The organism is Actinospica durhamensis, assembly GCF_018139695.1.
Taxonomy (GTDB): Bacteria; Actinomycetota; Actinomycetes; order Streptomycetales; family Catenulisporaceae; genus Actinospica; species Actinospica durhamensis.
This window is the reverse complement of sequence record NZ_JAGSOG010000128.1, coordinates 1-23,377: the sequence shown is the minus strand read 5'-3', so window position 1 is coordinate 23,377 and position 23,377 is coordinate 1. Positions and strand designations below refer to the sequence as shown.

Genomic DNA, 23,377 nt, shown 5'->3' with positions numbered 1-23,377 from the left:
CCCTCCCGCCCCGTCCGCTAGAGTCGAAGCATGTGCTGCTCCATGTGCTGCGCCGCCATGACGATCCGGATCGCCGCTTAGCGGCGGTACCGAGGCCCCGCCGGCCAACCCGGCCGGGGCTCATCCGCTGCCCCGCCGAGGGCAGCGCCAGAACGTACCGCCGGCATCGGTGTCCCGCCGGCAGCCACGTGCGTGTTCCCGTGCTGCCGGGCCATCCTGCCTGATCTGGGAAGTCGTCATGTCGCCGCAGCCGCAGCACTCCGTTTCCCCGTGCACACAACCGTTCCCGGGCCCGTCGCCGACCGATCCGGCCCTCGCGCCAGGCCCACCGCCCGCCACGCTCTTCCTGATGCTCGGGCTGCCCGCAGCCGGCAAGACCACCCGGGCCGCAGAACTCGCCGCGACACACAGGGCGCTGCGGCTGACTCCGGATCAGTGGATGATCCCGCTGTTCGGGGACTCCATGGCCGAGGGAAAGCGCTGGGTGGTCGAAGGCCGGCTCATCTCGGTCGCCCGCCAGGCGCTGCGCCTGGGCGTCAACGTCGTGCTCGACTACGGGCTCTGGGGACGCGACGAACGTTCGGCGTTGCGCTGGCTGGCGCGGGCGGAAGGTGCGTCCTGCCAGGTCGTCTACCTGCCGGTGGACAAGGACGTCCAGCTCGCCCGCATCGCCCACCGTCAGGAGACGACACCGCACCAGACCTTTCCGATGACCGAGGCCGACGTGGACGCTTGGCGGGAACGGTTCCAGGAGCCTGACGCCGGCGAACTCGCCGACGGTGAGATCTCCGCCGCGCCGGCCGGATGGCCGGGCTGGCCGGAATGGACGGCAGCTCACTGGCCGTCATACGGCGACGGCTGAGCCGGCGCCGCCACACTCGATCAGGGCATCGGCCCGGCCTCGAGGATGTGCGGCAGGCCCTGCTGCCAGCGCTCGCGGTCGGCAAGCTTTGCCAGCTCGAACTCCGGCTGCTCGTACCGGGTGAACGTCGGGACCGGCGGTGAGGCGGTGTCGCCCGCGGCTGCCAGTAGGGCCGTGACGGCGCGGCGGGCGGCCTCGTTGGCGGTCTCCATGGTGGCGAAGTCGACGTTGCTGTAGGTGCGGACGTAGTCGGCGGCGAGGAAGAGGTTGGCGACGGCGGTGGACGCGTCGGGCCGCAGGTCCCAGGATCCGGTGCAGTTCATCAGGAAGGGGTCGTCGTTGCGCAGGCCGTCCGGCGCCTCCGAGATCGCCTCGTCCAGCGACCAGGAGTGCACCATGGCGTCGTCGAGCACGTCGTCGCCGTCGTGGTTGACGTGGGCCTGCATCTGGGCCCACACCTCGCGCGCGACCTCGTCCCTGGTACACGCGTGCGCGGGCTTGCCGTACAGGATGCCGGGCGTGTCCCAGTCCGAGATGACCACGGAGAGCGATTCCTGAGCCTGGCCGTCCCCCCAGGTTTCGGCGAAGGGGGCGCGCCAGAGCTTGGACTGGCTGATCGAGGCGAGCTTCCACGGCGCGTCGATGTGGAAGATGTGGCCGGGGACGAGCGGGGCGGGGCGGCGCAGGAAGTACTGGATGCCGTTGGACCAGGTGTGTCGCAGTCCTTCCATGGCGGCCAGCCGCGGGTCCGCCTCGCGCAGCGCCGCGTTCCACAGCCGCACGGCCCGGTCGGCGGGGACGGCGGCGACGAACCAGTCCGCGTCGACACGCTCGGTGCCGCCGTCGGGGGTGCTGGCGCGGGCCGCGCTGATCCGTCCGTCGCGCAGCTCGAGCGCCTCGATCTGCCGGCCGAAGGCGAAGCGGACGCCGAGGGAGCGCAGCTGCGCCGTCCACGGGTCGATCCACATCTCGCTGGTGGGGCCGGTGAAGACGCGGTCGAAGGCACCGTCGCCGCCGAGGCCGAACAGGCTGAAGAAGATCGCCTCCAGGCCCTGGCCGACGGTGCGCACGCTCGCGGTGCGCGGCTTGAGCGCCTCGAGGATCTGCACCCCGCCGCCCCAGATCCGCTGGTAGTCCGGGGACATGCGCTTGGCCTCGATGTAGTCCCACCAGCCGGTGTGCTCCCACTGCCCGAACTGGCGCTCGGCGCAGCTGCTGAACAGGACGCTGACCTTGCCGGCGAGGAAGAGGATCTCTTCGGGCGGGAGCAACGGCGCGTCCTTGAGGACCTCGGCGAGCGTGTTCACCAGGAGCCCGGCGTGCGCGAGGGTGGGCTCGGGCAGGTCCAGATCGCTCGGCCCGACGGGGATCGGGATGCTCGGCCGGCCGTCGCGCGCGAGTTCGAACCGTGTCACGGGCGCGAGGGTGTCGTGGACGGTCCCACCGGCCGCGCCGGGGATGCGGCGCAGGGTGTCCGGCAGGTTGCGGTAGAAGCCGAGCACCATCCGGTGCCCGTGCTCGCCCGGCAGGTCGCGGCGCGCGCCGGCGCCGGTGCCGGGCACGAAGATGGACCGGGCCTTGCCGCCGGGTACGTCGCGCCGCTCGTAGACGGTGACCTCGAACCCTCGCTCGGCCAGCTCGTGCGCGACCGTCAGACCCGCGACACCCGCGCCGAGGACGGCGACCCGGCGGCCGCCCGCCACGGTGGCGCGCGGCGCGCCACGGCCCGCTTCGGCCTGGTCTTCGCCCGCCCGTCGGATATCCACATCAGGACATTACGCCCCGAGCTGCGGCGTCGTGCACGGCCGGGCCCCCGCCGACGGCCAACGTCACTCCATCGGCTGAGGGCGCCCGGCCCGCGGCTACAGCACGTGCTGGCCCTTGCCCAGCGCGATGATCCCGTTGGCCGAGGCGTGGTAGAGCTCGCGGTCGCGCTCCGGGTTGACCCCGACGGTCGCGCCCGGCGGTACGACGATGTTCTTGTCGAGGATCGCGCGGCGCACCACCGCACCGCGGCCGATGCGCACGTTGTCGTGCAGGATCGAGCCCTGGACCACGGCGCCCTCCTCCACGATCACGCCGGGCGAGAGCACGGACTGGGTGACCTGGCCGGTGATGATGCAGCCGGGCGCCACCATCGACTCGCTGGCGATACCCCCGGCGACGAACTTGGCCGGCGGCAGCTGCACGGTGTGGGTGTAGAGCGGCCACTCCCGGTTGTAGAGGTTGAACACCGGCTGCACCGAGATCATGTCCATGTGCGCGTCGTAGTAGGCGTCCAGGGTCCCCACGTCGCGCCAGTAGCCGTGGTCGCGCGGGGTCTCGCCGGGGACGTGGTTGCGGTCGAAGTCGTAGACCTGGACCTGCCCCATCTCGGTCAGCGCGGGCAGGATGCTGCCGCCCATGTCGTGTACGGAACGTTCGTCCTCGGCGTCCTGGCGCAGGGCGTCGAGCAGAGCCTTCGTGGTGAAGACGTAGTTGCCCATCGACGCGTACACCTGCTCCGGGTCGTCCGGCAGCCCCGGCGGGTCGGCCGGCTTCTCCAGGAACCCCTCGACGTGCACGCCGTCGGCCGCGGTCGTGATGATGCCGAAGGACGAGGCCTGCGAGCGCGGCACCCGTATACCCGCGACCGTGGCCCCGGCCCCGCCCTCGATGTGCTGGCGCAGCATCTGGCGCGGGTCCATCCGGTAGACGTGGTCGGCGCCGAAGACGACGACGTAGTCCGGCTTCTCGTCGTGGATGAGGTTGAGCGACTGGTAGATCGCGTCGGCGCTGCCGAGGAACCAGCGCGGCCCGAGCCGCTGCTGCGCGGGCACCGGGGTGACGTAGTTGCCCAGCAGGTTCGACATCCGCCAGGTCATGGTGATGTGCCGGTCGAGCGAGTGCGACTTGTACTGGGTCAGTACACAGATCCGCATGATGTCGCCGTTGACCAGGTTCGACAGGACGAAGTCCACCAGCCGGTAGGTACCGCCGAAGGTCACCGCGGGCTTGGCCCGGTCGGCGGTGAGCGGCATCAGCCGTTTGCCCTCCCCGCCGGCCAGCACGATGCCCAGTACCGAAGGTCCGCCCCGCATACGCCGCCTCCTGTGCTCGCTGTGCTCCCACTGGACACTGTGCCTACCGCGTTCACCCGCGCCTGCCGCGTCGGGCGCCGACCACCGACTCCCGGCCGCCGACTCCCGGCTACCGAAGCAGCCGTTCGTACAGCGCCGCGGTCCGGCGGGCGATCGCGTCCCAGCCGAAGTCGGCCACGGCCCGCTCGCGCCCCGCCGCTCCCATCCGGCGGGCCGCGTCGGGATCGGCGAGTACGGTATCGATTGCCTCGGCGAGGCCGGCCTCAAACGCTTCCGGACCCTTCTCGTCGTAACCGACCAGCAGACCCGTGACACCGTCGCGCACCACCTCGGGAATGCCGCCCACGGCCGAGGCGACGACCGGCGCGCCGCAGGCCATGGCTTCGAGGTTGACGATGCCGAGCGGTTCGTAGATCGAGGGGCAGACGAAGACGGCGGCGTGGCTGAGCAGCCGCACCACCTCGGGCCGCGGGAGCATGCGCGGGATCCACACCACGCCGCCCCGGCCGTGTTCGAGTTCGTCGACCAGGGCCCTGAACTCGCGGTCGATCTCGGGCGTGTCGGGGGCGCCCGCGCACAGCACCAGCTGCGCGGCCGGGTCGAGCCGCCGGGCGGCGCGCAGCAGGTGCGGCACGCCCTTCTGCCGGGTGATCCGGCCGACGAAGAGTACGTAGGGCCGCTCGGGGTCGATGCCGTACCGGGTCGGGACCTCGGGATCCGGAGTGGGCTGGTAGAGCGCGGTGTCGATCCCGTTGTGCACGACGTGAACGCGGTCCGGGTCCAGCGCCGGGTAACAGGCGAGGATGTCCGCCCGCATCCCGTGCGACACGGCGATGACCGCGTCCGCGCTCTCCGCGGCGGTGCGCTCGGCCCAGCTCGAGAGCGCGTACCCGCCCCCGAGCTGCTCGGCCTTCCACGGCCGCAGCGGCTCGAGCGAGTGCGCCGTCATCACGTGCGGGATCCCGTACAGCAGCTTGGCCAGATGCCCGCCGAGGTTGGCGTACCAGGTGTGCGAGTGCACCAGGTCGCAGTCGGCCACGCCGGCCGCCATCGACAGGTCCACCGACAGGCTGCGCAGGGCCTCGTTGGCCCCGTCCAGCTTCTCGGCCGGCGCGTACCGGAAGACCCCGTCCTGCCCGTCCTGTTCCCCGCCGGATTCCGCCCCGCGCCAGCAGTGCACGCGCACGTCCACCAGCTCGCGCAGCCGGTCGGCCAGGAACTCGACGTGCACCCCCGCCCCGCCGTACACGTCCGGCGGGAACTCTCTGGTCAGCAGACCGACGCGCACAGACACCTCCCGGCCGGGACGGGCGGTACGGATTTCCATACCTGGGCTGACAGTAGTGGAGCAGCAGCGTCTTGGCGAGAGCCGATCTTCCGCGCCCGGAAGCCCGCCTCACCGCGTCGGGCCCAGGAGAATCAATCCTTTGAGCGGGGCCAGGTTCGAGCCTTGAGGCCCTGGGCATTCGCGCGCTCAGGGCCTCGTGAGGCCGGACCGTCCCCCGCAGCCCGCAGTCGGTCAGACCGCGCAGACCCGGCCGGACCCGCAGACCCGTCAGACCGCCTTCGTCAGCGTCTCGAACTCCTCGTCGGTCAGCTCCACTCCGGCCGCGACCACGTTCTCCTCGAGGTGGGAGACGGTGGAGGTGCCGGGGATGGGGAGCATCACCGGGGAGCGGCGCAGCAGCCAGGCGAGGGCGAGCTGGGAGGGGGTGGCTCCGTGGGCCTGGCTCGCTCGGGCGAGGGGGCCGCCGGGGGCGGCGAGGGTGCCGGTGGCGATGGGGAACCAGGGGATGAAGGCGATGCCGTGGGTCTCGCAGTAGTCCAGCACGTCTTCGGAGGCGCGGTCGGCCAGGTTGTAGCGGTTCTGCACCGAGACGATCTCGGCCACCGCGCGGGCCTGCTCGATCTGGGCGACCGACACCTCGGACAGGCCGAGGTGTCGGATCTTGCCCTCCTGCTGAAGGCGGGTCAGCTCACCGAGCGACTCCTCGACCGGAACGGCCGGGTCGACGCGGTGCAGCTGGTAGAGGTCGACGCGCTCGACGCCGAGGTTGACGAGGCTGCGCTCGAGCTGGCCGCGTAGGTACTCGGGCCGGCCGTTCTCCACCCACACGTCGGGGCCGGGCCGGGTGAAGCCGCCCTTGGTGGCGATGACCACGTCCGCCGGGTACGGGTGCAGCGCCTGCTTGATCAGCCGCTCGCTGACGTCGGGGCCGTACGAGTCGGCGGTGTCGATGAAGGTCACGCCGAGTTCGGGCAGCCGGCGCAGCACCCGCAGCGCCTCCTGCGGGTCGCGCGGCTCGCCCCACACGCCCTGGCCGGTGATGCGCATGGCTCCGAAGCCGAGGCGGTGCACCGGGAGGTCACCGCCCAGCAGGAAGGTGCCGGACGCCGACGCGGGCGATTCGGGGGCGGAGTTGACGCTGGTCAAGGCGGTACCTGCTTTCCACATCCATCAGGTCATACGACGACGATCGGCGACGAACTCTGCGCCGCCAGGGTGGTCAACCGACCGACCGTCCGATCGATTCCCCACGCCAGAGGCACGACTCACGCCGCGCCCGACGCCCGATTCGCGCCGCCCCACCACTACCCGCCCAGCGCGGGCAGCACGTCCCTGGCGTATCCGTCGATGACCTCGTCCACGGCGTCGTGCATGGCGTACACGGCGAACTGGTCCACGCCGAGGGAACGTAGGTGTTCGAGCCTTTCGATGTGCGCGGAGGGCGGTCCGATCAGGCAGAAGCGTTCCACGATCTCGTCCGGGACGAACTCGGCGTCGGGGTTGCCGGCGCGGCCGTGCTGGGCGTAGTCGTAGGTCTGTCTGGCCTTGATGTACGCCGTCAGCTCGGTCGGCACGATCCCGGTGTCCTCGCCGTAGCGGGCGACGAGGTCGGCGACGTGGTTGCCGACCATGCCGCCGAACCAGCGGCACTGGTCCAGCGCGTGCTGTCGGCCGCTGGGCGTGCCGTCGGTCAGGTACGCGGGCGCGGCGACGCAGATCGTCACCGCGTCCGGGTCCCGGCCGGCGTCGGCGGCGGCGGTGCGCACCGCCTTGACCATCCACTCGGTCAGGAACGGGTCGGCGAGTTGCAGGATGAAGCCGTCGGCTTGGCGGCCCGTCAGTTCCAGCGCCTTGGGCCCGTACGCGGCCGTCCAGATCGGCAGGGCGCCGTCCACGACCCACGGCAGCCGCATCGTCACGCCGCCCACCTCGGCCTCGCGTCCCTCGGCCAGCTCCTTGATGGCGTGCATGGCCTGGCCGAGCACCGCCAGCGTGGTGGGCTTGCGTCCGGCCACGCGCATCGCCGAGTCGCCACGGCCGATTCCGCAGACGGTGCGGTTGCCGTACATCTCGTTGAGCGTGGCGAAGGTCGAGGCGATCACCTCCCAGGTGCGGGTGCCGGGGTTGGTCACCATCGATCCGACGGTCAGGCGCTGCGTGTGATCCAGGATCCTGCTGTAGATGACGAACGGCTCCTGCCACAGCACGGTCGAGTCGAAGGTCCAGCCGTGGCTGAAGCCGAGGCGTTCGGCGCGGACCATGCGCTCGACGAGCAGGCGCGCCGGCGGGTCGGCCTGCAGCACTACACCGAAGTCCATGCTCCGCTCCTAACGCAGGTACTGGCAGGTCGAGCGCGCGACGAAGTGGCCGTGCCCGGCCTCGCCGACGTAGCTGCCGTCCTCGATCACGACCGTGCCGCGGGAGAGTACGGTCCGCGGTCGCCCGGCCACCCGCCTGCCCTCGTACGCGGAGTAGTCGACGTTCATGTGGTGGGTCTCGGCGGAGATCGTGTAGGCGGCGTTCGGGTCGTAGAGCACGACGTCCGCGTCCGCGCCGGGGGCGAGGGTGCCCTTGCGCGGGTAGAGCCCGAACATGCGGGCGGGTGTCGCGCAGGCCAGTTCGATCCAGCGGCGGCGGGAGATGTGGCCGTCCACCACGGCCTGGTGCAGCAGGTCCATCCGGTTCTCCACGCCCGGCAGCCCGTTGGGGATCTTGGAGAAGTCGCCGCGGCCGAGGTCCTTCTGGCCGGAGAAGCAGAACGGGCAGTGGTCGGTGGAGACCACGGACAGGTCGTCGGTGCGCAGCGCCCGCCACAGCGCCGCCTGGTGCTCGGCCGGCCGCAGCGGGGTGGAGCAGACGTACTTGGCGCCCTCGAAGTCCGGGCGGGCCAGGTCGTCGGTGGACAGGAACAGGTACTGCGGGCAGGTCTCGCCGAACACGTTGAGGCCGAGGTCCTTGGCCCGGGCGAGTTCGGTCACCGCTTCGGCGGCGGAGACGTGCACGACGTAGAGCGGGGCCTCGGCGACCCGGGCCAGCTGGATCGCGCGGTAGGTAGCCTCGGACTCGAGCAGGGCCCGGCGGACCTCGCCGTGGTAGCGCGGATCGGTCTTGCCCGCGGCCAGCGCCTGCTCGACCAGGACGTCGATGGCGATGCCGTTCTCCGCGTGCATCATGATCAGGCCGCCGTTGCCGGCCGCGCGCTGCATCGCGCGCAGAATGCGCCCGTCGTCGCTGTAGAACACGCCGGGGTAGGCCATGAACAGCTTGAAGCTGCTCACGCCCTCGCCGACGAGCACGTCCATCTCCTTGAGTACCGGCTCGTTCACGTCGGAGACGATCATGTGGAAGCCGTAGTCGATCGCGCACACGCCCGCGGCCTTGGCGTGCCAGGCGTCGAGGCCCTCCCGCAGCGAGGCGCCGACCGACTGGATCGCGAAGTCCACGATCGTGGTCGTCCCGCCCCAGGCCGCGGCCCGGGTCCCGGTCTCGAAGGTGTCCGCGGCGAAGGTCCCGCCGAAGGGCATCTGCATGTGGGTGTGCCCGTCCACGCCGCCGGGGATGACGTAGAGCCCGGTGGCGTCCAGCACCTTCCCGGCGCCGGGCGCCCAGGACGCGGCCGTCTCGCTGCCGGTGGCCGCGAGCGCGACGATCTTCTCGCCGTCGATCAGGACGTCGGCGTACATCTCGTCGGCCGCGGTCACGACCATGCCGTTGCGGATCAGGGTACGCATGGGATCAGGCCTCCGTCAGCGGGCCGTAGGCCTCCGGCCGCCGGTCTCGGTAGAACGCCCACTGTTGGCGCACCTGGTCGATCAGCCCGAGGTCGAGGTCCCGGACCAGCAGTTCCGGGGCGGTGTCGGAGGCGAGTTCGCCGACGAACTGGCCGCGCGGGTCGACGAAGTAGCTGGAGCCGTAGAAGTCGTCGTCGCCGTACTCCTCCACGCCGACCCGGTTGATCGCCGCGATGAAGTACTCGTTGGCGACGGCCGCGGCGGGCTGCTCGAGCTGCCAGAGGTAGGCGGACAGGCCGCGGCTGGTGGCCGAGGGGTTGTAGACGATCTGCGCGCCGGCGAGCCCGAGCGCCCGCCAGCCCTCGGGGAAGTGCCGGTCGTAGCAGATGTAGACCCCGACCTTGCCCACGGCGGTGTCGAAGACCGGGAAGCCGAGGTTGCCGGGCTTGAAGTAGAACTTCTCCCAGAACCCGTGCACCTGCGGGATGTGGTGCTTGCGGTACTTACCGAGGTAGGAGCCGTCCGCGTCGATGACGGCGGTGGTGTTGTAGTAGAAGCCGGCGGATTCGATCTCGTAGACCGGCAGCACGATCACCAGCCCGAGCTCCTTGGCCAGCGCCCGGAACCGCTGCGTGGTCGGGCCGTCCGGCACCGGCTCGGCCCAGCGGTAGTGCTCGGGGTCCTGGACCTGGCAGAAGTAGGGCGCGTTGAACACCTCCTGGAATCCGATGATCCGCGCGCCCCGCTCGGCGGCCTCCCGCGCCGCCTTCTCGTGCGCCGCCACCATCGATGCGGCGTCCCCGGTCCAGGCGGTCTGGAAAAGCGCTGCTCGCACCACTCGGCTCACGGATCATCCTCCTCAGCGTCCGGAAATCATCACTTGAACAGTAGGAGAACGCCGCCGCGCGGCAGCGGCGCCGCGCGGTGACGCGCCGGGAGGAGCGCCGCGCGACGCGCAGGCCACGGGCGGGCCACGGCCGGATGAACCCCCGGCGCGCTCTGATCGTATGAATACCCCTGCCCGTACTTGACACATGCTCACGGTCGGGCTGTTCGAGCCGCTGAACCGCTGTTATCGTGGCGCGTATCCGAGCTCGAAGATGCTCGACGATGGCTGGGGAGGGCCGAGTTGGCACACGGCGCGGCGGTGACCAGTGTGCGCAACCTGCTCGCCGACACCGTCGACGACTGGTTCGCCGACCCTTGGGGCTACCCGGAGCTGAGCGGCCCGCGGCCACGCGGCGCCAGGCCGGCGCCGGAGCCCGGCCCGGTCACCCCGCCGGCGCAGATGCTGATCCCGAAGACCCCCGCGGCGGCCTGGTCCGGCGGCTCCGGCGGCATGCGTACGGCGGTGTTCCTGCTGCCCGCGGACCGGTTGCGCTACCAGGCGGCGGCGGACGCGCTGGCGCCGCACCTGCGTCCGGCCCGACCGGCGCCGTCCTTCGGGTGGCGGGCGCAGCGGCCCGGGACGGCGGCGGGGCGGTACCGGGACCAGCGGGCGGAGTGGGCCGAGTGCCTCAGGCTGCTGCGCGGGCACGCGGAGCGGTTCGGGCACCTGGTGTTCCTCGACATCGCCGACTTCTTCGCCTCGATCCGCCGCGATCTGCTGAACCAGGCCCTGAGCCGCGCGCTGGACCGAGCGCGCGAGTCCGCGCGCGGTCCCTTCGGCCCGGCGTCCGGCGGCCGGGACCTCGGCGTGGAGTTCGACGCGCTGTTCGAGGCCTTCTTCTCACCCCGGCTCGCCCATCCCGGCCTGCCGCAGAACCATCAGCCCTCGTCCGTGCTGGCCAACGCGTACGTCGACGCCGCGCTCGCCGACCTGGAGGTCCCCTCGCGTCACGCGGCAGTGGTGCGGTGGATGGACGACCTGTGGGTCTTCGGCCGGACCGCGGCCGCGGCCGCACAGGCGCACGAGCAGGTCGGGGCCCATCTGGCGGCCTGGGGACTGCGCCTCAACGATGGCAAGACCCAGACATACCAGGGGCCGTTGGTCGGCGCGGCGGTGGAGGAGACGACCGTGCGCACCTCCGGCCGGTACCGGGCGTACCAGGTCTCGGCGAGCTGCTTGCGCGTCGACGAGGAGTGGCTGCGGATCTCCCACCACGCCGACCCTCGCGCTGCCGACAGCTTGCGGGCCCGGCTGCTCTACGGCCACGCATGCCGGGACCAGCGCCACCACGCGGATCTGACGGAGCATCTGACGGCGGTCGTGCGCGACCCCGGCGCGGCGCCGGCCGGCTTCCAGCCCGCCGCCTGGTGGCTCGCCCGCCGCGAGACGCGCACGGCACGCGAGCTGCTGACGGCGGTGCTGCCCGAGCTGTCCGACCCCTACCTCACCCGCGCCTGCGTCCTGGCCGCGCGCGACGCGGGAGCCGAGCCGCGCGCCGGCTCAGCTCCCGGCCAGGGCGTTGCCGATCCCGCGCAGGCAGCGCGCCAGTACGCGGCGGTCGCGCCGGTGCGCCACCGCCTCGCGTACCAGCACACGGACGGCGGAGCGGCGGCGATGACACACGAGCAGCCGCGGCCCCGCGAGCGCGAGGAGCTGGGAGCGCGGCCCGAAGCGCTGTGGCGGGCAGGTCAGGTAGCCGCCGGCGCGGAATGACGCGGTCTGCGGAGCGCTGAACCCGCCGAGCGGCCCGAGCAGCCGGATTCCGGCGCCCTCGAGGGCCTCGTAGCGCCACCGGCGCCAGTTGCCGTCCGTGTCCACCTCGACCAGGATCGGGGCGACGTGGCTGGGCCAGTAGTCCGCGTCGGACCATTCGAACGCGCCGACGCAGCGGATTTCAGGCCACGGAGCCGGCGGGCCGGGCGGCGGGCTGGAGGGCGTCGTGGCCGTCCGCGCCGGCGTCGGTGTCGTCGGTGTCGTCGTGGTCGAGCCGGGTGGCGAGGGTGTCGAGGGTCCACCGGGGGTTGTACGTCCTGATCCGGTCATCGGCGATCCCTTCCATGAGTTCCCTGACCCGGCCCGCGGCCGTGTTGGGGCAGTAGACGCGCGCGACGTCGGCTCCGGTGGGCGGCGCGGCCTCGCCGAGGAAGACCTCGTAGGTCCACTCCCGCTGCGTGGTCGGGCGGCCGCGGAAGGCCTCAAGCACCGGCGCCGCATCCAGCGGCTCGGCGCGCGAGGTCCACAGCGGCCGGCCCGCGCGTACGGCCCGCTCGACCCGCTCGTCGCCCAGCCGCAGCAGTTCGGCCAGGCTGTCCGCCCCGAGCAGCAGCTCGTCGGGGGCCACTCCGTCAGGGCCCTGCTGGAAGCCCAGGCGCACGCCGCCCGAGTCGAGCGGGCACCAGTGCCGGACCTGGGCGAGCCGCGTCTCGAGGTAGGCCGGGTGCATCACCGCGAGCAGCGAGCCGCGGATGCCCCCGGGCCAGCGCAGCGGGTCCGAAAGCCGCCAGTACGACGGCTCGCCGCGCAGGACGGCCTCGAGGGTCCGCAGTGTCAGGATCTTGTAAGCGTTCATCGAGGCTCGTCGCCGGGGCTCAGCACGCGCTGCGTGGCGCGGCGGCCCAGGTCGGCGAGGTCGGCGGGCGAGAGTTCGGCGAGCTTGGCCAGGGTCTGGCGCAGACACTGCCCGAGCAGGTCGCCGAGCTCGCGGTCCGCGGGGTCGGCGGGGGCCGGGACGGTGCGGTCCCAGACCGGGTCGTCGTCGACGAGGGCCGCGATCAGCGCGCCGGTCACGTCGGCGACGGTCGGGGCGTCGCGCAGGCTGAGGGTCAGGTGCAGCGAGGACCGGCCGGGCACGACGTGCGCCAGGTGCGGGGTGCCGCGCGGGATGTAGAGGCAGTCGCCCTGCTCCAACACGGTCTCGCCGGTCAGGTCGGCGTCGAGGATGGAGTCCGGGTCGACGTGCGCGCTGGGCCGGTGGCCGGAGGCGGTGGCGCCGTAGGTCCAGCGGCGGCTGCCCTCGAGCTGCATCACGAACACGCTGTGCAGGTCGTGGTGCTTCGGGATGCCGCTGCCGTTCGCGGGCGTGGAGAAAACGGTGGCCTGCACCGGCGCGCCGAGGTCGCCCTCGAGCCCGGCGGCGAAGACGTCGATCGGCTCCCAGAACCGGCGCACACCCTGGAACAGCAGCGTCGCGCCCTGCGCGACCAGCCGGTCCACCCGGTGGTGGTCGATCACGCCGCTGACCCGGCTGTAGCCGAGCGCCCGGTCCGACATGTAGGCCTCGTTCGGCACCGAGCCGCGGTCCTTGACCATGCGCACCTCGGGGATGCGCAGGCCGCCGTAACTCAGCAGCCTGGCTCCGTCGGCGCTGCTGAACAGGCCGTCGGGGACCACGCCGGGCGAGCGCAGGACGCGCCGGTCCCAGTGCTCGCGCAGGAAGGTCTCCGGGTCGGAGACGACCTGCTTGAGGAACCGCCCGCTGTACCCGGGACGCCGCGCCTCGCCGATCGTCTCGGTGTGCCCCGCGCACGGCAGCCGCCGGGCCGCGCCCGCGAGCAGCGCCTCGAGGTCCGCCACGTCCGGCCGCCGGACCGCCTGATCCATGTGATCCCCACCCTGATGACAAGAGTCTAATAAATGTAGCTCGATGAACAGAATGCTGATTCCTGGGATCATCGAGGTCTGTATTGAATTGAATATAGGCGAACCGGGAGCCGAGGCAAGAGGTCTGCGATCGGCGCGCTCTACTCGGCCTGCTCCGCGCGCGGCTGCCGGGGCAGGCGGAAGACGAGGGCGAAGGCGGCGGCCAGCGGGAGCAGGCAGGCCCAGGCGGTGATCCGCAGCGCGTCGGTGGCGAGGTGGTGGCCGAGGACGGAGAAGAACACGGTGCCCAGGACGGCGACGCCGAGCGAGGTGGACAGCTGCTGGACGGCCTCGAGCACGCCCGAGGCGGATCCGACCTCGTCCATCCGCACGCTGGTGAGGATGAACCGGAACAGCTGGCCGATGCTGGCGCCCGCGCCCGCGCCGACGAGGAACAGGCCAGGCACGAGGTCCCAGGTGGAGGCGGCCTGGGCGCCGGTCAGGGTCAGCGCGAGCGCGGCCGTGCCGGCGGCGATGAGCGCGATGCCGAGGTGCAGCAGGTGGCGGCCGAGGCGGCGCACGAGGGCGAGCGAGCCGATCATGCCGAGGATCATCCCGACCACCATCGGCGTGAGGGTGAGCCCGGCGTGGATCGGCGACCAGCCCTCGCCGAGCTGGCCGTAGAGCGAGATGCACAACAGCAGCCCGCTGAACGCGCCGAACAGGGCGAGTGCGACCGCGACGCCGCTGAGGTAGGTGCGGTTGGCCAGCAGTGTGGGCTCGATCAGGGCGCTGTCACGGTGGCGGCGCTCGTGCCGCAGGAACACCAGCAGCAGGACGACGCCGGCCGCGAGCAGGGCGAAGGTCCAGGCGGGCCAGCCGTCGGTCTGACCCTGGATCAGCGGGTAGATGATCGCGACCAGGGCAAGCCCGATCAGCCCGACGCCGCCGAAGTCGAGCCTGACGCCGGGGTGCGTGGCGCCGCGCGGCAGTGAGGGGATCGCGAACGCGAGCGCCACCACGCCGATCGGGATGTTGATGAGGAACACCAGGCGCCACCCGGTGCCCCACAGGTTCGCGTCCACGAGCGCGCCGGCCAGGACCGGCGCGGCGAGCATGGCCACACCCGCCGCCGGGCCGAAAAGACCGGTGGCCTTGTCGAACTCGGCGTCGTCGTCGAAGACCTGCTTCACCAGGCCGAAGCCCTGCGGGATCATCAACGCGCCGAAGGCCCCCTGCAGCGCCCGGAAGGCGATCAGCATGCCGATGGAGGGGGCCACCGAGCAGGCGGCGGAGAACAGCGTGAACCCGGCCGAGCCGACCAGGAAGAGCCGGCGCCGGCCGATGATGTCGCCGAGCCGGGCGCCGGCGATCAGCAGCACGGCGAAGGCCAGGGTGTATCCGGCGCTCAGCCACTGGATGGTGGCGGAGCCGCCGCCGAGGTCGCGGTGGATGGAGGGGGCGGCGACGTTGACGATCGTGCCGTCGAGCAGGTCCATGACGTTGGCCCCGAGCACGACGGCCGCGACCACCCAGCGCAGGCGGTAGGGCTGCGGGTTCGGGCCGGCGCTCGGGTCGGTACTCGGGTCGGCTGCGGTGACGGGCGTGGCAGCGGGCGTGGGAGCGAAAGCGGACGTGGAGGTCGGCGGAGCGTCCATGGCGGAGGTCCTTCGGTGCGGGCAGCGGCGTTTCGCTGCGTACGAACGTGCCGGAGGACGAACAGCGATCGTGGCGTACCGTGTTCGTCACGAACAGCGTACGTCCAGCTCGCCGCAGATGCCAAACCTGAAACTCTCCCGCGCCGTCGCCGCAGATCACGCCCGCAGCCCCGCCGCCCGATAGGCTCAGCCCCGATGAACACCACCCCGCACCCGCGCTCGACCCGCGACCGTCCGGCCAAGCCGCCGCTGAGCCGGGACGCGGTGGTCGACGCGGCCCTGGCCCTGCTGAAGTCGGAAGGGCTGGACGCGGTCACGATGCGGCGGGTCGCGGCGGCCCTCGACACGGGACCCGCGTCGCTCTACGTCTACGTCGCCGGCCGCGAGGGCCTGCTCCAGGCCATACAGGACCGGATCATCGCCACCATCGAGCTCGAGGAGCCGGACCGGCTGCGCTGGCGCGGGCAGCTGCACACGCTGCTCGACCGGATGTACCGGGCCCTGGTCGCCCATCCCGGCATCGCGGCGACCACGATGACCGAGCCGCCCTCGATGGACGCGACGCTGCACCTGCTGGAGAACATCCTGGGCCTGCTGCTCGCCGGCGGCCTCGAGCCCCAGGACGCCGCGTGGGCCGCCGACATCTTCGCGCTGCTGGTCAGCTACGCCGCGATGGAGGCCGACGCGCGCCGCACCAACCCGCGCGAGCAGGCCGACGAGCTCTACCAGCGCTTCACGAGCCTCTCCCCCGAGACGTTCCCGCTCGTCACCGCGTACGCCACGCAACTGGTCGCCGGCGACAGCGAGGAGCGCTTCCACGTCGCCATCGACATGGTCGTCGACGGCATGATCGCCCGGGCGACCCGGAGGTAGACCGCACGCCGGGGTCCGGGGAGCACGTGCCGTCTCGCCCCGATGGATCCGGCCGCGTTGGCCTAGACTCGGTGGACGCCGCCGCCCGGCCCCACGGGCGCGCCGTGCTGGAAGGAACCAAGGACCCGTGCGCTTCGTCCACGACACCCTGCCGCAGCGGGTGCGCTTCGGCTCCGGCGAGGCCGCGGAGCACCTGGCCGCGGAGATCGCCGAACTCGGCGCCGCCCGCGTGATGGTGATCGCCTCGGGCTCCAGCCGGGAGCTCGCCGAGCGGATCACCGCCGGGCTGCCGGTCGTGCACCGGCACGACGAGGTGGTCATGCACGTGCCCGTCGAGGTGGCCCGCCGGGCCCGCGCGGCCGCAGCGGCGCACGACGTGGACGTACTGGTCGCCGTCGGGGGCGGTTCGGCCACCGGGCTGGCCAAGGCCGTCGCGCTGGACGCGCCGTCGGACGCGCCGCTGCCCATCATCGCCGTGCCCACCACGTACGCCGGGTCCGAGGCCACCCCGGTGTGGGGGATGACCGAGGCCGGGACGAAGACCACAGGCACCGAACGCAGGGTTCTGCCCCGCACGGTCGTCTACGACGCCGCGCTCACCCTCAGCCTGTCGGTGGAGCTGAGCGTCGCCTCCGGACTCAATGCCCTGGCACACTGCGTGGACTCCATGTGGGCGCCGCGCACCGACCCGATCAACCAGGCCCTGTCGGCGGAGGGCGTGCGCGCGTTGCGGGACGGGCTGCCGCAGGTGGCGGCCGAGCCCGAGTCGCTGCCCGGGCGGGAGCAGGCGTTGTACGGCGCGTACCTGTCGGCGGTGGCGTTCGCCTCGGCCGGATCGGGGCTGCACCACAAGATCTGCCACGTGCTCGGGGGCATGTTCAACCTGCCGCACGCCCAGACCCACGCGGTGGTGCTGCCACACGTGCTCGCCTTCAACGCGCCCGCCGCCCCGGACGCGGCCGCCCGCCTGGCCGCCGCGTTCGACGCGCGCTCGGCGAACGAGGGCCTGGCCCTGCTGCGCCTGCGCCTCGACGCACCCCGCACCCTGCGCGAACTCGGCATGCCGCACGAGGGCGTGGGCGCCGCGGCCGAGGCCGTGGTGGCCGCCGCACCCGCGGGCAACCCGCGCCCGATCACCGTGGACGAGATCGCCGCGCTGCTCGACGCGGCCTGGGAAGGAAAAGAACCGCGATGACCGACTCCGCCGACGTCCCGGGCACCCTGGCCGGCGAGCCCGGCATTTCCGCCGAGCCCCGCATCTCAGCCGAGCAGCGGGAGCGGGAGGCTGAGGTGACCGAGCAGGTCCTGCGCTCGTTCGCCGACTGCGCCGAGCCGCGCCTGCGCGAGGTGATGCAGGCCCTGGTCCGGCACGTGCACGCCTTCGTGCGCGAGGTGCGCCTGACCGAGGACGAGTGGAATCGCGGCATCGACTTCCTCACCCGCACCGGCCACATCACCGACGACCGCCGCCAGGAGTTCATCCTGCTCTCCGACGTCCTCGGCGTGTCGATGCAGACCGTCGCGGTCAACAACGAGGCGTACGGCGAGGCCACCGAGGCCACAGTGTTCGGGCCCTTCTTCGTCGAGAACAGCCCCGAGATCGAGCACGGGGGCGACCTGGCCTTCGGCGCCGTCGGCGAGCCCTGCTGGGTCGAGGGTTGCGTCACCGACACCGACGGCTCGCCGCTCGCAGGCGCGCGCATCGAGGTGTGGGAGGCGGACGAGGACGGGTTCTACGACACCCAGTACGGCGACGAGCGCACCGCCGCCCGCGCGCACCTGTCCAGCGACGCCGACGGCCGCTTCCGGTTCTGGGCCCTGACTCCGACCCCTTATCCGATCCCGCACGACGGCCCGGTGGGGCAGCTGCTCGCGGCCACCGGCCGTTCGCCCATGCGTGCCTCCCACCTGCACTTCATGGTCAGCGCCCCCGGCCGGCGGACCCTGGTCACGCACATCTTCGTGCGCGGGGACGCCCTGCTCGCCAGCGACGCCGTCTTCGGCGTGAAGGAATCGCTGATCAAGGACTTCCACGCGCAGCCGCCGGGCACCCCCACCCCGGACGGCCGCGACCTGGCCGGACGCGGCTGGTCGCGGGTGCGCTTCGACATCGTGCTGGCCCCCGACGGCGCCTGACCGCCGCCCCGCGCGCCGCATTCGATTTTCGCCTGCCGGACAACAAAATTCACGTCGTCGTGCCCGGATAATCTTCTCGTTTACCCTGGCATGTCGTGCGGTCTTCGGCTATGTTGCGCCTAGCTCACCGGGTTTGTTTTGTCGAACAACCAACCAGGCCATCACGTACACAATGGAGTAGTCCGTGACCCGCACCATCCGGCGTGCCCGGAGACCCGCGCTGCTCGCCGTCGGCTCCGTCCTGACGGCCGTTCTCACCCCCGCCGCCGTCCTCACCGTCACCAGCGCCCGGGCCGCCCACGCCGCGAGCGCGCTGTCCCGGAACGTGACGGCGAACCTGTTCGAGTACGACTGGAACTCGGTCGCCCAGGACTGCACGAACGTCCTCGGGCCCGACGGGTTCGCGGCCGTGCAGGTCTCGCCGCCGCAGGACTCCTACGACAACGTCGACCACTACTGGTGGGACGTGTACCAGCCCGTCGACTACTCGATCGACGGCCGCCTCGGCACGGCGTCGCAGTTCTCTTCCATGGTCGCCGCGTGCCACGCCGCCGGGGTGAAGGTCTACGCGGACGTCGTGCTCAACCACATGGCCACGGGCGACGGCGGGTCCGACACCAGCTACGGCGGCGCCTCGTTCGACTCCGCCACCCTGACGTATCCGGCCTACACGTCGGCCGACTTCCACAGCTACCCCGCCGACTGCCCCGAGTCGAGCGACAGCATCGTCAACTGGCTCAGTTACACCGAGGTGACGCAGTGCCGCGTCGACGGGCTGCCCGACCTCGCGACCAACACGACGGCGGTGCGCGACACCGAGGCCGCCTATCTCAACAACCTCATAGGCCTCGGCATCGACGGCTTCCGGCTCGACTCGGCCACGGAGATCGGCGAGACCGACATCGCCGCGATCGAGGCGCTGCTCACCGACGACAGCACGACCGGGACGCCGGTGTTCATCACGCAGGAGGTCTACCCCGGCTCCAGCGGCCAGGACTCCCGGCTGAACCCGACCTCGTTCGAACCGGAGGGCTCGGTCACCTCGTTCGACTACAGCTACGACGTCACCGACGACTTCGAGAACGGCGACCTCGCGGCCCTGGACACGATCGCTCCGGCCCTGCCGAGCGCGGACGCGTCCTCCTTCATCACGAACCAGGACACCGAGCGCGCCTCAAGCCCGACCCTGAGCTACAAGAACGGGTCCGAGTACATCCTGGCCGATGAGTTCCTGCTGGCCTACGGCTACGGCACCCCGCAGATCTTCTCCAGCTTCGAGTTCAGCAGCTACAACCAGGCACCGCCGGACGCCTCCAACGGCGACGTCACCGCCACCGTGTGCGGTACCGGGACATGGGAGTGCACCGAACAGAACACTGCGATCGACGCGCTGGTGGGCTGGCACGACCTGGCCTATACGAACAATGACACGGTCGCGAACTGGACCTCGGACGGCAACGACCTGGTCGCGTTCTCGCGCGGCTCGGACGCCTGGATCGCCCTGAACAACGGCACCTCGGCGCAGACCGCCACCTTCACCACCGGGCTGCCGAACGGAACGTACTGCGACATCGTCAACGACACCTACAGCAACGGCGCCTGTTCCGGAACCGGCATCACGGTCGCGAACGGCTCGGCGACCGTGACGGTGCCTGCAGGCGGATCAGTGGCCTTCGACACCGCCTCGGCGATCACGTCGGCATCCGCGTCGGCGTCACCCTCGGCGTCCCCCTCCCCCACGACGACCTACACCGAGACCCTCGACGTGACCGTCCCGGTCAACACCGCCGCCGCCGGCCTCAACGTCTACCTCAACGGCAACCTCTCGGCCCTCGGCGAAGGCGGGGCGAACTGGACCGCCGGCGACGGCATCGAGATGACCAAGGTCGACGACACGCACTACACCGCGACGCTCACGGCCACCTCGGAAGCAGCCCTCGCGTACAAGTACTACCTGGGCACCTCACTCGGCGACATCGAGGAGTCGAGAACCTGCGCCGCCACGTCCAATCGCGCCCTCACCGTCGCCAACGGCACCGTCACCGACACCGTCGTCAACTGGGCCGGCCCCAACACCTGCGGCAACGCAGAAGCCGTCATCGACGTCACCGTGCCGTCAAGCACTCCGAGCACCGATACCGTCTACATCGCAGGGACCTTCTCCGCACTCGGCACCGGCATGAGCTCCGCCAACGACTGGTCCCCCGGCCTGTACCCGATGACCCTGATCGGCACCGACGAATGGCAGGCCATCGTCCCGGCCGTGTCCGGCACCACGCTGTCCTACAAACTCGACCTGAACGGCACCTGGTCGAACGTCGAAGAGACCTCGACCTGCGGCAGCGTCGCCAACCGCAGCTTCTACTTCAACGGCGCCGACAGCTCCTACACCGCCTCCGACACCGTCGGCGCATGGGAGGGGCTGGGCTCCTGCTGAGAGCATGGGTGCGTGAACTGGTACAGAGGTGACTGCCATGTGCACTCGGTCCTCTCCCACGGCGGCGAACTGACGCCCGAGCAGTTGGCGGCCGACGCTCGGGCGGCAGGGTTGGACTTCGTGGCCACGACCGAACACAACACCGTCGCCGGACACGCGGCGTGGGCTGAGTTGGGCGCCAGCAACGGCGACAGCGATACCGGCGACGGTGACCTGCTGGTGCTGTTCGGGCAGGAGGTGGTGACCCATACCGGCCACTGGCTGGCACTCGGCCTCGAGCCCGGGCAGCTGATCGACGGCGGCTACGGCGTGCGTGACGAGGTCCTGGACCGGCACCTCGCCGCGGTACATCGTGTCGGCGGGTTGTGCGTGGCGGCTCACCCGCACGCGCCATACCCGTCGGGCACCTTCATGTACCCGTACGAGGGCTTCGACGTGGTCGAGGTATGGAACGGGCCGTGGACCTCGGATGTGCCATGGCAGGCGGACAACGAAGCGGCACTGGCCGAGTGGGGACGGAGCCTCGCAGCGGACGTACACCGCGGCCGGTGGCGTCCCGCGATCGGGAACAGCGACACCCACCTGGCCGGCCAGATAGGCATTGCGCACACCGTCGTGGCCACGGCGGAACTCACCGCGGCCACGATCCTCGACGGCATCCGCACCGGACGATCCTGGATCGCCGGATCCGCCGAGGTGTGGCTGGACTTCAACGCCGCCGCCGGACCACGACACGCGGGGATCGGCGAGCTGCTCGACACCGAGGGTGCGCCAGCCGTCATCCGCGCCCAAGTACGCGGCGTTCCCGGCGGCACGGTCACCGTCCACACCGAGCGCGGCTTGGCCCACCGGGCCACACTGCCCGCCAGCGGATCAGACGTCGTACTGTGGCAGACCGCCGCAGCCGAGTCAGGGTTCGTGCGCGTCGAAGTCCGGCATGCCGACGGACAGATGGCCGCGCTGAGCAATCCGATCACCCTGGTATAGGTACTCTGCTGGTTCGTCTAGGCCGAAGCCGTCACCGGTCAGCCGATAGCGTGCGATGACGGCGTGCTCGGCGGGGTTGTCCGGCGCGGAGTTCGTCGAGTCGGCCATGGCGACATGATGACAGTCCCCTGAGCGACTGAGCGGAAAAGGCGTCGATCTTCTGGGCTGGCCGATGGGAGCATGACGTTCGACGCGGCGCACCGTGTCGGAGACTCAGGGGCTGAGGCTTACCTGGGACCCACCGTCATCGATGACTGGAGCCAGATATGAGCGGCCCGCGACGCGTCAAACCGGTCGACGCGGTCAACCGGATGACGGCGCGGTGGATTGGCAGCCGCACGGATGATGAGTCCTCAATCTTCTGCGCACCCTCGGCGTGGCCGCTGCTCGCGCTGCTGGCGCATGCCGCCGACGGGCCGGGACGCAAGGAGTTGGAGCACGCGGTCGGGCTGCCGGCCGCCGACGCCCGGACCGCGGCGCTCGAGATCCTGACCTCGCTGCGCGAGATGACGGCGATCCGGTCGGCGCTGGGCGTCTGGGCCACGGAGCAGTGTCTGCTCGACCCGATGTGGATCTCGGGCCTGCCGCTCGGCACCGTCGGCCGGCTGGCTGGAGACCCGGCCCTCGATGCACCGGTCCTGGACGAGTGGGTGCGACAGCACACCGGCGGGCTCATCGAGAAGATGCCGGTCGAGGTCGACGACGAGACGCTGCTGGTGCTCGCCGCCGCGATGTCGGTGCGCACCACCTGGATCCGGCCGTTCACCGACTTCGGACCTTCGCGCGGACCCGGCGACGGCGTGTGGCGAGACCGGCGCTACTCCACGCTCAGCCGCGTCAGCGGGGTCATGGACCGCGTCAACGTCGCCCCGACGAACCACGGTGAGATCACGTGCCTGGAGATCCTCGGCGATGCCGGCATCACGGTGCACCTGGTCATCGGCGAACAGGGCCGGTCATCGCGCCACGTGCTCGAAGGCGGCCTCCTCGCCCGCAGCGGCTACGGACGCAACGGCAGCCAGCTGCGTGTCGGCGAGACCGCGCCCGGACTACTCGTGGAACAAGTCCCCGACGACGAACCACACGATCGCCTCCTGATCCAGATGCCACGCTTCAGCATCGACGCCGAGCATGACCTGCTCAAGTATCCCGAGGTGTTCGGACTCGACACCGTGACCGACACAAGCCGCGGTCATTTCCCCGGGATCGGCCCACAGCCCTCGGCCATCTCGCAGGCGAAGCAGAGCGCGGCGGCCCACTTCACCGCGAAGGGATTCGAAGCAGCCGCCGTCACCGCGGTCGCCAGGGCTGCCGGAGGCATGCCTCCCACGCCGCCGAGACGGGTCAAACAGATCAGCGTCTTGCTGGACCGGCCCTTCGGCTTCTTCGCCTCACACCGCTCCAGCGGACTCATCCTCGCAGCCGGCTGGGTGGCCGAACCCGAGCCGTACCAGCCCACAGCCGAAGAACTCGAGCTCAGCGCGTGGCTTCTTCGGCCTCCCATGGTTCCAGCCCATTGACCTACCGCCCCGGGCTCCATTCCGGCGCATCGGTGCCCCAAATGCCGCCGACGCTCGGATAGTCATACGGCTGGGCCATCGGGACGGTCGGGAGGAAGGCGGGGCGGGGGTAGCGCAGGCGGCCGGACGGAGTGTCCTGCTCGTTCATGCAGTCGTCGAGGGCGAGCGGTTCGAACGGCGGCTCGGAGGTGCCGTTGCCGAGGCCGAGGAGTGCGTGGGCGGTTCGGGCGAGGTGGGTGTGTACGTGGAGGGTCGCGGGCTCGGTCGTTTGGCGGCTGAGGGCGACGAGTACGCCGGCGGCGAGTAGGTAGCCGCTGGCGTGGTCGAGGGCTTGGGC

General features: G+C 71.4%; 18 protein-coding genes and 1 pseudogene. 8 read left to right on the top strand and 11 right to left on the bottom strand.

Translation table 11 applies throughout. The features are described 5' to 3' along the window. Window positions 1–349: 349 nt before the first annotated feature. Window positions 350–862, top strand: a complete 513-nt coding sequence (locus KDL01_RS23050) for a P-loop nucleotide/nucleoside kinase family protein (protein ID WP_212530657.1) — start codon at window positions 350–352, stop codon at window positions 860–862. A 20-nt stretch (window positions 863–882) separates the two neighbouring features. Here KDL01_RS23050 and KDL01_RS23045 read toward each other — a convergent pair whose 3' ends face one another. The 7 genes from KDL01_RS23045 to KDL01_RS23015 all read right to left on the bottom strand — a co-directional run bounded on the left by KDL01_RS23045 (window position 883) and on the right by KDL01_RS23015 (window position 9,808). Then, a complete protein-coding gene (locus KDL01_RS23045) occupies window positions 883–2,628 on the bottom strand; it encodes a hydroxysqualene dehydroxylase (RefSeq protein ID WP_212530656.1) in 1,746 nt (581 codons plus the stop codon). A gap of 96 nt (window positions 2,629–2,724) precedes the next feature. Further along, on the bottom strand, window positions 2,725–3,942 hold the full coding sequence (gene glgC / locus KDL01_RS23040) for a glucose-1-phosphate adenylyltransferase (RefSeq protein WP_212530655.1): 1,218 nt from the start codon (window positions 3,940–3,942) through the stop codon (window positions 2,725–2,727). 109 nt (window positions 3,943–4,051) lie between these two features. Beyond that, window positions 4,052–5,230 carry a glycogen synthase gene (gene glgA, locus KDL01_RS23035; RefSeq protein ID WP_212530654.1) on the bottom strand — a complete coding sequence of 393 codons (1,179 nt, stop codon included), beginning with the start codon at window positions 5,228–5,230 and terminating at the stop codon, window positions 4,052–4,054. A gap of 267 nt (window positions 5,231–5,497) precedes the next feature. Beyond that, entirely contained in the window at window positions 5,498–6,397 is a 900-nt protein-coding gene (locus KDL01_RS23030; protein WP_212530653.1) for an aldo/keto reductase, read from the bottom strand. Between the two features lie 137 nt (window positions 6,398–6,534). Continuing rightward, on the bottom strand, window positions 6,535–7,548 hold the full coding sequence (locus KDL01_RS23025; RefSeq protein ID WP_212530652.1) for a TIGR03842 family LLM class F420-dependent oxidoreductase: 1,014 nt from the start codon (window positions 7,546–7,548) through the stop codon (window positions 6,535–6,537). 9 nt (window positions 7,549–7,557) lie between these two features. Continuing rightward, complete coding sequence (gene hydA, locus KDL01_RS23020) at window positions 7,558–8,961, bottom strand: dihydropyrimidinase (RefSeq protein ID WP_212530651.1); 1,404 nt, start codon at window positions 8,959–8,961, stop codon at window positions 7,558–7,560. 4 nt (window positions 8,962–8,965) lie between these two features. Next, a complete protein-coding gene (locus tag KDL01_RS23015) occupies window positions 8,966–9,808 on the bottom strand; it encodes a nitrilase-related carbon-nitrogen hydrolase (RefSeq protein WP_212530650.1) in 843 nt (280 codons plus the stop codon). A 282-nt stretch (window positions 9,809–10,090) separates the two neighbouring features. Here KDL01_RS23015 and KDL01_RS23010 point away from each other — a divergent pair, with 282 nt between their 5' ends. Beyond that, the gene (locus KDL01_RS23010; RefSeq protein ID WP_212530649.1) at window positions 10,091–11,563 is read left to right on the top strand and encodes an RNA-directed DNA polymerase; all 1,473 of its coding nucleotides are present in this window, start codon (window positions 10,091–10,093) and stop codon (window positions 11,561–11,563) included. 181 nt (window positions 11,564–11,744) lie between these two features. Here KDL01_RS23010 and KDL01_RS23005 read toward each other — a convergent pair whose 3' ends face one another. The 3 genes from KDL01_RS23005 to KDL01_RS22995 form a co-directional block, all read right to left on the bottom strand. Continuing rightward, the gene (locus tag KDL01_RS23005; protein WP_212530648.1) at window positions 11,745–12,419 is read right to left on the bottom strand and encodes a hypothetical protein; all 675 of its coding nucleotides are present in this window, start codon (window positions 12,417–12,419) and stop codon (window positions 11,745–11,747) included. Next, window positions 12,416–13,450, bottom strand: a complete 1,035-nt coding sequence (locus KDL01_RS23000) for a cupin domain-containing protein (RefSeq protein ID WP_212530647.1) — start codon at window positions 13,448–13,450, stop codon at window positions 12,416–12,418. The genes KDL01_RS23005 and KDL01_RS23000 overlap by 4 nt, the downstream gene beginning before the upstream one ends. 140 nt (window positions 13,451–13,590) lie before the next feature. Then, window positions 13,591–15,087, bottom strand: a complete 1,497-nt coding sequence (locus KDL01_RS22995) for an MFS transporter (RefSeq protein WP_212530646.1) — start codon at window positions 15,085–15,087, stop codon at window positions 13,591–13,593. Window positions 15,088–15,282: 195 nt separating this feature from the next. Between KDL01_RS22995 and KDL01_RS22990 the strand changes: the two genes are divergently transcribed. From KDL01_RS22990 to KDL01_RS22965, 6 genes are all read left to right on the top strand, one after another. Then, window positions 15,283–15,960, top strand: a complete 678-nt coding sequence (locus KDL01_RS22990; RefSeq protein ID WP_212530645.1) for a TetR/AcrR family transcriptional regulator — start codon at window positions 15,283–15,285, stop codon at window positions 15,958–15,960. Between the two features lie 127 nt (window positions 15,961–16,087). Beyond that, window positions 16,088–17,155, top strand: coding sequence for a maleylacetate reductase (locus tag KDL01_RS22985; RefSeq protein WP_212530644.1), 1,068 nt, complete (start codon window positions 16,088–16,090; stop codon window positions 17,153–17,155). Continuing rightward, a complete protein-coding gene (locus KDL01_RS22980) occupies window positions 17,152–18,096 on the top strand; it encodes an intradiol ring-cleavage dioxygenase (RefSeq protein ID WP_212530643.1) in 945 nt (314 codons plus the stop codon). The genes KDL01_RS22985 and KDL01_RS22980 overlap by 4 nt, the downstream gene beginning before the upstream one ends. Before the next feature lie 184 nt (window positions 18,097–18,280). Further along, window positions 18,281–20,533: an alpha amylase C-terminal domain-containing protein gene (locus KDL01_RS22975; protein ID WP_212530642.1), complete on the top strand. Its 2,253-nt coding sequence runs from the start codon at window positions 18,281–18,283 to the stop codon at window positions 20,531–20,533. A gap of 12 nt (window positions 20,534–20,545) precedes the next feature. Beyond that, a complete protein-coding gene (locus KDL01_RS22970; RefSeq protein ID WP_212530641.1) occupies window positions 20,546–21,520 on the top strand; it encodes a CehA/McbA family metallohydrolase in 975 nt (324 codons plus the stop codon). Between the two features lie 266 nt (window positions 21,521–21,786). Beyond that, window positions 21,787–23,040 carry a serpin family protein gene (locus KDL01_RS22965; protein WP_212530640.1) on the top strand — a complete coding sequence of 418 codons (1,254 nt, stop codon included), beginning with the start codon at window positions 21,787–21,789 and terminating at the stop codon, window positions 23,038–23,040. A 1-nt stretch (window position 23,041) separates the two neighbouring features. Here KDL01_RS22965 and KDL01_RS22960 read toward each other — a convergent pair. Further along, window positions 23,042–23,377 (bottom strand): annotated as a pseudogene (locus tag KDL01_RS22960) (CoA transferase); the annotation flags it as partial.